At 64.9% G+C, this 10,005-nt stretch carries 12 protein-coding genes; 5 read left to right on the top strand and 7 right to left on the bottom strand.

What is annotated here, in order from left to right; genetic code table 11:
* Positions 1–426: hypothetical protein (locus tag ATE71_RS22590; protein WP_058804800.1), on the top strand; the 426-nt coding region annotated here is incomplete at its 5' end.
* A gap of 72 nt (positions 427–498) precedes the next feature.
* On the opposite strand, the gene ATE71_RS18410 is transcribed toward ATE71_RS22590, so the two are convergent.
* Positions 499–1,044 carry a (2Fe-2S)-binding protein gene (locus ATE71_RS18410; protein ID WP_058804799.1) on the bottom strand — a complete coding sequence of 182 codons (546 nt, stop codon included), beginning with the start codon at positions 1,042–1,044 and terminating at the stop codon, positions 499–501.
* 27 nt (positions 1,045–1,071) lie between these two features.
* Positions 1,072–1,836 carry a class II aldolase/adducin family protein gene (locus ATE71_RS18405; protein WP_058804798.1) on the bottom strand — a complete coding sequence of 255 codons (765 nt, stop codon included), beginning with the start codon at positions 1,834–1,836 and terminating at the stop codon, positions 1,072–1,074.
* Between the two features lie 291 nt (positions 1,837–2,127).
* Between ATE71_RS18405 and rpsU the strand changes: the two genes are divergently transcribed.
* A complete protein-coding gene (gene rpsU, locus ATE71_RS21870; RefSeq protein ID WP_003047635.1) occupies positions 2,128–2,334 on the top strand; it encodes a 30S ribosomal protein S21 in 207 nt (68 codons plus the stop codon).
* Positions 2,335–2,660: 326 nt separating this feature from the next.
* Positions 2,661–3,215: an FKBP-type peptidyl-prolyl cis-trans isomerase gene (locus ATE71_RS18395; RefSeq protein ID WP_058804796.1), complete on the top strand. Its 555-nt coding sequence runs from the start codon at positions 2,661–2,663 to the stop codon at positions 3,213–3,215.
* A gap of 36 nt (positions 3,216–3,251) precedes the next feature.
* Here the strand turns inward: ATE71_RS18395 and ATE71_RS18390 are convergent, their stop codons facing one another.
* Genes ATE71_RS18390 through pyrE form a run of 5 tightly spaced genes read right to left on the bottom strand, consistent with a single transcriptional unit; the run spans position 3,252 to position 6,971 of the window.
* Complete coding sequence (locus ATE71_RS18390; RefSeq protein WP_058804795.1) at positions 3,252–4,379, bottom strand: AI-2E family transporter; 1,128 nt, start codon at positions 4,377–4,379, stop codon at positions 3,252–3,254.
* 16 nt (positions 4,380–4,395) lie between these two features.
* The gene (lepB, locus tag ATE71_RS18385) at positions 4,396–5,232 is read right to left on the bottom strand and encodes a signal peptidase I (RefSeq protein WP_058804794.1); all 837 of its coding nucleotides are present in this window, start codon (positions 5,230–5,232) and stop codon (positions 4,396–4,398) included.
* A gap of 7 nt (positions 5,233–5,239) precedes the next feature.
* The gene (gene acpS / locus ATE71_RS18380) at positions 5,240–5,641 is read right to left on the bottom strand and encodes a holo-ACP synthase (RefSeq protein ID WP_058804793.1); all 402 of its coding nucleotides are present in this window, start codon (positions 5,639–5,641) and stop codon (positions 5,240–5,242) included.
* The gene (locus ATE71_RS18375; RefSeq protein ID WP_058804792.1) at positions 5,638–6,387 is read right to left on the bottom strand and encodes a pyridoxine 5'-phosphate synthase; all 750 of its coding nucleotides are present in this window, start codon (positions 6,385–6,387) and stop codon (positions 5,638–5,640) included. The genes acpS and ATE71_RS18375 overlap by 4 nt, the downstream gene beginning before the upstream one ends.
* The gene (gene pyrE / locus ATE71_RS18370; RefSeq protein ID WP_058804791.1) at positions 6,384–6,971 is read right to left on the bottom strand and encodes an orotate phosphoribosyltransferase; all 588 of its coding nucleotides are present in this window, start codon (positions 6,969–6,971) and stop codon (positions 6,384–6,386) included. The genes ATE71_RS18375 and pyrE overlap by 4 nt, the downstream gene beginning before the upstream one ends.
* A gap of 233 nt (positions 6,972–7,204) precedes the next feature.
* Between pyrE and coxB the strand changes: the two genes are divergently transcribed.
* Together coxB and ctaD are read left to right on the top strand one after the other, a co-directional pair.
* Positions 7,205–8,266 carry a cytochrome c oxidase subunit II gene (gene coxB, locus ATE71_RS18365; RefSeq protein WP_058804790.1) on the top strand — a complete coding sequence of 354 codons (1,062 nt, stop codon included), beginning with the start codon at positions 7,205–7,207 and terminating at the stop codon, positions 8,264–8,266.
* Between the two features lie 15 nt (positions 8,267–8,281).
* On the top strand, positions 8,282–9,955 hold the full coding sequence (gene ctaD / locus ATE71_RS18360; RefSeq protein ID WP_058804789.1) for a cytochrome c oxidase subunit I: 1,674 nt from the start codon (positions 8,282–8,284) through the stop codon (positions 9,953–9,955).
* Positions 9,956–10,005: the final 50 nt, after the last annotated feature.

The following is a 10,005-nucleotide window of genomic DNA, read 5'->3' as shown; positions in this document are numbered from 1 at the left end:
GGCCTGCGCGGTGCGCTGTTGCTGATCGCGGCGTTGTTGCCATTGCTGGCGCTGCTGGTCGCTGCTGCGCTGTTGCCGTTGCGCCTGACGCGGTTGGTCCGAGCCGCGCTGACGGGTTTCGCTGCGCTGACGGGTTTCGCTGCGCTGCTCGCGCTGGACCTGCCGCTGTTCGCCGCGCTGGCGCTGTGGGCGGGCCTCGCCGCCGCCATTGCCGCCGCGGCGCGCTTCGGGACCGCGCGGGCCCCGGTCACCACGATCGCCGCGTTGCGCGACCTGGAACCGCTCGCCCGATGCCTGTGCTGCTGCGGGGGCGATGGGGGTCAGGATCGTCGCGGCGATCAGCAACCCTCCGAACATCTTTTTCATCTCGCCATTCTCCAACTCATGTCCCGTTTGCTGGAGACGCCAGCCGGGATGATGAGGTGATTCTTACGCTCCGCAAGATGATCGGTCGCTGACCGCGTTGTTGCCTGCGGTTCAGCTAGATGAACAAGGCCGTCAACTGCCCGGCGGCAGGCGGAGTGCGGGGACCGCGCGCGCCGCATCGTCGGGGCGGATACCGGGCGGCGGGGCGGCGGCGATCCGCTCCTCGCCGCGCAGCACGCGGCCGGCGAGGCGGATCGCGCTGCGGATGCGCGGATAGGTGCCGCAGCGGCAGATATTCGTCATCGCGGCGTCGATTTCGGCATCGCTGGGGTTGCTGTTGGTGCGCAGCAGCGCCGCCGCTGCCATGATCATCCCCGACTGGCAGAATCCGCATTGCGGCACCTGCTGCGCGACCCACGCCTGTTGCACCGCATGGCTGCGGTCGCGCGACAGGCCCTCGATCGTCGTGACGAAACGGCCTTCGCACTCGGCGATCGTGACCATGCAGCTGCGGATCGCCTCGCCGTCGATATCGACGGTGCAGGCGCCGCACTCGCCGGTGCCGCAGCCATATTTGGTTCCCGTCAGGTTCGATGCGTCGCGCAGCGCCCAGAGCAACGGCGTGTCGGGCTCCATGCGATATTCGACCGGGCGGTCGTTGACCGAGAATCGCGTCATGCCGCCCCTGTTAGCGCAGTCGCCGGATTAGTCACGCCAGCTCGTGTCGATCTTGTCGACCTTGCGCACCATTGCGTCGAATTCGGCCTTGCCCGCTTGGCCGGGGATCGAGGCCATGAACAGGTCGCGCTGGTGGACCGCGATCACTTCGTCGGGGACGGTGATCGGCTTGCCCATGCTCATCGTCGCGAGCTGGATTTCGCACGCGCGCTGGAGCGCCCAATATTTGATGAAGGCTTCGGTCAGCGATTTGCCCATCACGACGGGGCCATGGTTGCGCAGCATCAGGATGCGTTTGTCGCCGAGATTCTTTACGAGGCGCTCGCCTTCCTCCTCGCGAACCGTCACGCCCTCGAAATCATGATAGCCGAGCTGGCCCATGAAGTTGCAGGCGTAGAAATTGACCGGCTGTAACCCGCCTTCGAGCGCGCAGACCGCGGTGGTCGCGGTGGTATGGGTGTGGATGATCGCGTGCGCGTCGGGCAGGACGCGGTGGAACAGGCTGTGCTGGACGAACCCGGCCTTGTTCACGTGCCAGGGATTATCCTCGTCGACCTTGTTGCCGTCGATGTCGATCTTGATCAGGTTCGACGCGGTGACTTCGCTGAAGTGCAGGCCATAGGGGTTGATCAGGAAGGCGCCGTCCTCGTCGGGGACTTTCACGGTGATGTGGTTGAAGATCATTTCGTCCCAGCCCATCATCGCGAAGATGCGGTAGCAGGCGGCAAGCTCCTGCCGCGCCGTCCATTCGGCTTCGCTATATTTGCTGTTGCGCTTGAGCTGGGTCGCCATGGCCTGTCCCTTGTCTGTTGATTGGTTTCGTCCTGCTACCTATGCCACAAGGGGCGGGGCGGGCACAATCCCGCGAGCGGGCCAAGGAGCATGGGACGACGCTCGCGGCGTGGCCGGCGCGCTTCGCCGCCTTTGGACTTGCATTTCGGCGCGAATCCTTTTAGTTGGCCTCCACATCGGAACGTCGCGCTTTCGCGGCGCTCTTTTTATTGCCCGAATATCGGCGATTTACGGCAATCCGGCTTTCCCGGTGGCCCAGATCGTTTTGACGAACAGGAGACGACACGGCGTATGCAGATCATCGTTCGCGACAATAATGTCGACCAGGCCCTTCGCGCGCTCAAGAAGAAGCTGCAGCGTGAGGGCGTGTATCGCGAAATGAAGCTGCGCCGTCACTACGAGAAGCCCAGCGAAAAGCGCGCCCGCGAGCGTGCCGCCGCTGTCCGTCGCGCCCGCAAGATGGAGCGCAAGCGGATGGAGCGCGACGGTATCAAGTAGGACCGTCTCCCGTTCGGGATCCTGATCGTGAAAAGGGCGCCGCGGCAACGCGGCGCCCTTTTTCGTTCCTGCGCTGTGGGGAGGACGGCTTTCGACCCGAAGTGGACATTGTTTCTTCGTCATCCCGGACTTGATCCGGGATCCATCGCGGCGTCGAGGTCATGGACCCCGGATCAAGTCCGGGGTGACGAGGGTGGGGAGGAACGTCGGCTCACCACCTCAAAGCAGACGTTCGCGCATATTGCCTCTGGACCGGTCCGCGCCGCACCGCCTATAGGCCTCGCCAGCATTTTCGCCCCGGCGGGGCAGCGGAAGGATCATCCAAGATGAGCGTAACGACGGTTCCATTGCGTCCGGTGAGCAAAGGCGGCCTATGGCTGATGTGGTTTGGCGTTGCGGCGCTGATCGTTGCCGGCGCGGCGCTCGCCTGGCACATGACCCCGCGCATCGGGTTCGAAGTCGTCAAGGAAGGCACCGGCAACAGCCCGGGTAAGACCGACGTCGTGCTGGTGAAATATGAAGGCAAGCTCGACGACGGGACGGTGTTCGACGCCAACGAACAGGCGCCGATGGAAGTCGCCCGCGTCGTCCCCGGCTTTTCGGAAGCGCTGACCCGCATGAAGAAGGGCGGCGAATACAAGATCACGATCCCGCCGCAGCTTGGCTATGGCGACCGCGACAACGGACCGATCCCGGCGAACAGCACGCTGCATTTCACCGTGACGCTGATCGATTTCCGTACCGAGGCCGAAGTCCGCGCGATGCAGCAGCAGATGCAGATGATGCAGCAACAGCAACAGATGATGCAGCAGCAGGGCGCACCGGGCGGCGCTCCTGGTGGTCCGGCCGGCCCGCCGCCGGGGGCGGCGCCGCAGCCGTAACATCGGCAAGCGGATGAATTGCGAAGCGGCGGCGGGCTAGGTTGAGCTTGCCGCCGTTTTCGTTTGGGCGCCGCCGGCGTTGCGTTCGGCCTCGCGTTCGAGCGCGACCTTGATCATCGCGACGATCGGATCGGCGAGGAAGAGCCCCATCAGCCCGAGCAGCGCGCCGAACAGGATCTGCGCGCCGAGCACCAATGCCGGGGCGAGGTCGACGGTTTTTTTGGCGACCATCGGGACGATCAGATAACCGTCGACCGTCTGGACGATGAAATAGATGGCGATCGCCCAGAGGCCGGTGTCGGTCCCCGCCGAAAAACCGACGAGGACGAGCAGCACGCCCGACACGATCGCGCCGATATTGGGGATGAACGCGAGCAGGCCGGTGAGCAGGCCCATCAAGGCCGCCATCGGGATGCCGACGGCGAGGCAGGCGAGCCAGGTCCCGATTCCTTCGACCAGCATGCCGAGCAGGCGCCCCGCCATCAGGCGCCGCAGCGTGAAGCCCATGCGCGCAGTGGTGATGTAGAAATTCTCCCGCGCCTTCATCGGCAGCATCCACGCGACGCCGCGTTCGTAGAGGCGCGGTTCGATCGCGATGAAGATACCGAGGACGACGATCATGACGAGGCTGGTCAGCCCGCCGAGGACGGTGCCGACCGCCGCGGTGACGCGGCCGACGGTCCCGGCGATATTGTCGGTGATCGTCTTGGTATCGAGCTGGAAATTGCCCATGCCGTGATCGGCGGCCCACGCGGCGATGCGCTCGATCTGCGCCATGACCACGGTTTGCAACGTCGCGGCCTGATCGGCGATCTGCGAGCCCGCGAACATCACCGTCCAGACGAGGAAGGCGACGAGCGACAGGCAGACGATGAGCAGGCGCCAGCCGCGCGCGATCGGCAGCACGCGGCCAAGGAGGCGCGTGCCGCCGTCGAGCATCGACGCCATGACGATTCCGGCGAAGATCAGCAGGATCGGCTGGATCAGCACGATGCACACGCCGACGAGCAGCGCGAGGCCTATCCAGACCCCGGCCTTGAGCAGTTCGGTGCGGACGAGCTGGCTGCGGATTTCGGTCGGGCCGGGCGCTTCGCGGTGCGCCTCGGCCTTGGCGGCGGCGCTGGCGGCCGTGCGCGTCGCCGCCGGTTTTCGTGTCGCCGCCATGGTTTTTCCCCTTGTCCTACTGATCCTGACGGTCGGGTCGCAGGTCGGTTCCCGCGCGTCCCGACCGGAGCGCGCCTAACCAGCTCAATGGGTTGTACCACTGGGCGGTTCCATCGGTCGAAAAACTGACGATCTCGGCGCGGCCCGCGATCGCGTCGAACGGGACCGGGCCGCCGAGGCCCTTCTGGCTGGTATCGACGCGGCTGTCGGCGCTGCCGTCGCGGTTGTCGCCCATCAGGAACAGATGGTTCGCGGGCACGGTGATCGGGCCGTAATTGTCGGTCGTATAGCCGGGGCCCATGTCGATCGTGTCGAAGGTGGCGCCGCCGGGCAGCGTTTCGCGGACGATGGGAAGTTCGAGCACCTCCTTGCCGTCGGCGCCGCGGACGATGTAGGGGTCCAGGCTGCTGTCGGGGCCAGGCAGGTTGGGATCGACCGGGATCGAGAGCATCGGCTGGACCGCGCGCTTCACGGGCTTGCCGTTGATGCTGAGTTCGCCGTTGGTGAGCTGGATCGTGTCGCCGGGCAGGCCGATCACGCGCTTGATATAGTCGATGCGCGTGACCGGATGTTCGAGGACGACGATATCGCCGCGCTCGGGCAGTTTGCCGAACAGGCGGCCCTCGACCTTGGGCGCGAGGTGGAAGCTGACCGACGAATAGGACCAGCCATAAGGATATTTGCTGACGATCAGCCGGTCGCCGTTGCGCAGCACCGGCATCATCGAATCGGACGGGATATAGAAAGGCTTGGCGACGCAGCTGTGGATGCCGAGCACGAGGAGCAGGATGACCACGATATCGCGGATCAGCTTGCCCCAGCTGCCGTCGTCCTTCGTCTTGTCCTTCGCCATGAAAATGTCAGTCCTTGATTGCTTCGATGATGACGAAGGCCTGTGCCCACGGATGGTCGTCGGTCAGCGTCAGGTGGATATGCGCGCTATGGCCTGCGGGGATCATCTGCGCCAGCCGTTCGGCTGCGCCGCCGGTCAGCGCGAGCGTCGGCGCGCCCGACGGCGCGTTGACGACGCCGATGTCCTTCATGAACACCCCGCGTTTAAAGCCGGTGCCGACAGCTTTCGAGAAGGCCTCTTTGGCGGCGAAGCGTTTGGCATAGGTGCCGGCGCGGGTGAAGGGCCGCCGCGCAGCCTTCGCCTTTTCGACTTCGGTGAACACGCGATTTTCGAACCGCTCGCCGAAGCGGTCGAGCGAGTTCTGGATCCGCTCGATATTGCAAAGGTCGGAGCCGAGGCCGATGATCACAATGCGCCTCGCGCCTCGTCCATCAGCGCACGCATCCGGCGCACCGCATCTTCGAGCCCGGTAAAGATCGCCTCGCCGATCAGATAGTGGCCAATGTTGAGTTCGGCGAGCTGCGGGATCGCCGCGACGGGGACGACATTTTCGTAGGTCAGGCCATGGCCCGCATGCGGCTCGATGCCATTTTTCCACGCGAGCGCGGCGGCATCAGCGAGGCGGCGGAGTTCGGCGGCGCGCTCTTCCCCCTCGACATGCGCATAGCGGCCGGTGTGGAATTCGACCACCGGCGCGCGGAGGCGCATCGCGGCCTCGATCTGGCGCGGGTCGGGTTCGATGAACAGGCTGACGCGGATGCCCGCGTCGCTGAGGCGCGACACGATCGGGGCGAGATGATTGTGCTGGCCCGCCGCATCGAGCCCGCCCTCGGTCGTGCGCTCCTCGCGCTTTTCAGGAACGATACAGGCGGCGTGCGGTTTGTGGCGCAGCGCGATTTCGAGCATCTCGTCGGTCGCCGCCATTTCGAGATTGAGCGGCAGGTCGGTCGCGGCCTGGATGCGCGCGAGGTCGTCGTCGCGAATATGGCGGCGGTCTTCGCGCAGGTGCGCAGTGATGCCGTCGCCGCCGACCGCCGCGACGATCTCGGCCGCGCGCACCGGGTCGGGATGCTCGCCCCCGCGCGCGTTGCGGATCGTCGCGACATGGTCGATGTTGACCCCGAGCCGCAGGCGCGAGGAGGAGGGGCCGGTCAAGCCGCCTTGCTCCGGCTGCCGGGCTTTACCGCTTCGGTCTCCGCGAGTTCGGGGGGAAGCTCGCCCTCGGCATAGGTCGGGAAATTGATCGCGACGAGCGGATAGAAGGGGACCCCGAGATCGACGCTGCCCGCCGAGCGATCGACGAGCGCGGCCTCGGCGATCACTTCGCCGCCGGCGGCGCGCACCGCCTCCATGGCTTCGCGCGAGGAGAGGCCGGTGGTGACGACATCTTCGACCATCAGCACCTTCGCGCCCGCATCGATCGCGAAGCCGCGGCGCAGTTCGAAGGTACCGGTCGGGCGTTCGACGAAGATCGCGGGTTTGCCGAGCGCGCGGCCCATTTCATGACCGATGATGACGCCGCCCATCGCGGGCGAGACGACGATGTCGATCGCTTGCCGGAGGTCGCGCGGCAGCTTTGCCGCGAGCGCGGCGGCGAGCCGCCCGGCGCGCGTCGTGTCCATCAGCACGCGCGCGCATTGCAGATAATATTCGCTGTGGCGACCGGAAGAGAGCAGGAAGTGGCCCTGGAGCAGGGCCTCGGCGGCGCGGAATTCGGCTAGGATTTCATCATCGGTCATGGGAGATTTATTCTTTTGTCCAGTGCGTCGCCCCCGACGGGCGACCGGGTTTTGGCGGCGCAGATAATCCAGCCGCAAAATAGTGTTAGAGATGCTTGAGGCAAGCGGCAAGCGGGTCTATAGCGCCCGCGAGATTCAGCCTGTCCGATGGCTGCGCGGGCGCATGTCCGGCAGAGGGGAAAGTCAGGCTGGGGTATCGATAAGAACAACAGGCAACGGGCGGCACTATCCTTATGAAGAGCTTGAAAACCCTTGTAATTGCGGCGGCTTTGTCGCTTGGCGCGGTGGGCGCCGGCCATGCGCAGGCACCGGCTGCGGCGCCCGCCGAAGCCCCCGCCGCAACGGCTCCGGCGAATCCGGCTCCGGCCGCTGCCGATGCGGCGGCTCCGGCAGCGACCACCGCTGCGGCGCCGGCTGGCGATGCGACCTATGTGCCGATGAAGCCGACCCCTGGGGTCGGTCAGCCGGTCGACGCGGGCATCGACTTCCAGCCGCAGGTCAGCCCGGTCGGCGAACAGGCCTATTGGTTCAACCATGTGATCCTGTTGCCCGTCATCACGGTGATCACGCTGATCGTTCTCGGCCTCCTGCTCTGGGTGATGTTCCGTTTCCGCGCCAAGGCGAACCCGGTGCCGTCGAAAACGACGCACAACACCTTCATCGAAATCATCTGGACCGCGATCCCGGTGCTGATCCTCGCGGTGATCGCGGTGCCGTCGATCCGGCTTCTGGCCCAGCAATATGAGCCGCCGAAGAAGGACGCGCTGACGATCAAGGTCACGGGTTACCAATGGTATTGGGGCTATGCTTATCCTGACCAGGGCATCGGCGAATATGTCTCGAAGATCCTGCCGAAGGACAAGGCCGAAGCGGCGGGCGAACCCTATCACCTTGCGGTCGACAACCGCATGGTCGTTCCCGTCGGTCGCCAGGTGAAGCTGATCATCACCGGTGCCGACGTGATCCACAGCTTCGCGGTTCCCGCCTTCTGGACCAAGATGGACGCGGTCCCCGGCCGCGCCAACGAAACGACCTTCACCGCGAACAAGGTTGGCGTCTATTACGGCCAATGTTCGGAACTGTGCGGCGTCGATCATGGCTATATGCCGATCGCCGTCGAAGTCCTCCCTGTCGACAAGTGGGAAGCCTGGGTCCGCTCGAAGGGCGGCAACCCGGCTGGTCCGGCGGCTGAACCCGCCGAGGCCGCGCCGGCACCCGCTGCCGCGACGCCCGCCGCCACGACCGAAGCTGTGCCCGCAGCGGCTCCCGCCGCCGCGCCGGCCGCCAAGAATTAACAAGGGGTCCGACAGATGACCGATATCGCAGCAACTGCACCCGCGCACGGCCAAGGCCATGCGCACGATCATGACCATGATCACGATACGCCAAGCTTTTTCGTCCGCTGGTTCATGTCCACGAACCACAAGGACATCGGCACGCTCTACCTGATCTTCGCGATCATCGCCGGCATCGTCGGCGGGGCGCTTTCGGGCATGATGCGCCTTGAACTCGCCGAACCGGGCGTTCAGTATCTTTCGGGCTGGGCGCATATGCTGGGCGGCGCGGGCGACGAGGTTGCCGGCAAGCATTTCTGGAACGTGATGATCACCGCGCACGGCCTGATCATGGTGTTCTTCATGGTCATGCCCGCGATGATTGGCGGCTTCGGCAACTGGTTCGTGCCGCTGATGATCGGCGCGCCCGATATGGCCTTCCCGCGCATGAACAATGTCTCCTTCTGGCTGACCGCGGTCGCGTTCGTCATGCTCGTCGGGTCGATGTTCGTCCCGGGCGGCAGCGGCCATGGTGCCGGCACCGGCTGGACGGTCTATGCTCCGCTGTCGACCAGCGGTTCGGTCGGCCCTGCGGTCGATATGGCGATCTTCTCGCTCCACCTTGCGGGCGCGGCGTCGATCCTCGGCGCGATCAACTTCATCACGACCATCTTCAATATGCGCGCGCCGGGCATGACCCTGCACAAGATGCCGCTGTTCGTGTGGTCGGTGCTCGTCACCGCCTTCCTGCTGCTGCTCGCGCTGCCGGTCCTCGCCGCGGCAATCACGATGCTGCTGACCGACCGCAACTTTGGTACCACCTTCTATGATGCGGCCGGCGGCGGCGATCCCGTCCTCTACCAACATCTCTTCTGGTTCTTCGGCCACCCCGAAGTCTATATCATGATCCTGCCGGGCTTCGGCATCGTCAGCCAGATCATCTCGACCTTCAGCCGCAAGCCGGTGTTCGGTTATCTCGGCATGGCTTACGCCATGGTCGCGATCGGCGTCGTCGGCTTCATCGTGTGGGCGCACCACATGTTCACGGTCGGCATGAGCGTGAACCTCAAGATGTACTTCACCGCCGCGACGATGGTGATCGCGGTGCCGACGGGCATCAAGATCTTCAGCTGGATTGCGACCATGTGGGGCGGTTCGATGAGCTTCAAGACCCCGATGGTCTGGTCCTTGGGCTTCATCTTCATGTTCACCGTCGGCGGTGTGACCGGCGTCGTGCTCGCCAATGGCGGTGTCGACACCAACCTGCACGACACCTATTATGTCGTCGCGCACTTCCACTATGTGCTGTCGCTGGGCGCGGTCTTCTCGCTCTTTGCCGGCTTCTATTACTGGTTCCCGAAAATGTCGGGCCGGATGTACAGCGAGGTCTTGGGCCAGCTGCATTTCTGGGTCTTCTTCATCGGCGTGAACGTGATGTTCTTCCCCCAGCACTTCCTGGGCCAGCAGGGCATGCCGCGCCGTTATCCTGACTATGCGGAAGCCTATGCCTATTGGCATTATGTCTCGTCGTTCGGCTATGTGATCATGGCCGCCGGCATGGCGTTCTTCTTCGTGAACATCCTCTACTCGCTGTTCGCGGGCAAGAAGGCGGCCGACAATCCGTGGGGCGAAGGCGCGACGACGCTCGAATGGACGTTGTCGAGCCCGCCGCCGTTCCACCAGTTCAACGAACTGCCGCGTATCGCCTGACACGGTTCGCCCTCTGCTGACAATCGGCAGGGGGCGTTTCCCTGACGGCC

Origin of the sequence: Sphingopyxis sp. H115, assembly GCF_001468465.1 — a bacterium.
Taxonomy (GTDB): domain Bacteria; phylum Pseudomonadota; class Alphaproteobacteria; order Sphingomonadales; family Sphingomonadaceae; genus Sphingopyxis.
The sequence above is the reverse complement of the archived record's forward strand: the minus strand, read 5'-3'. Positions and strand labels throughout refer to the sequence as shown.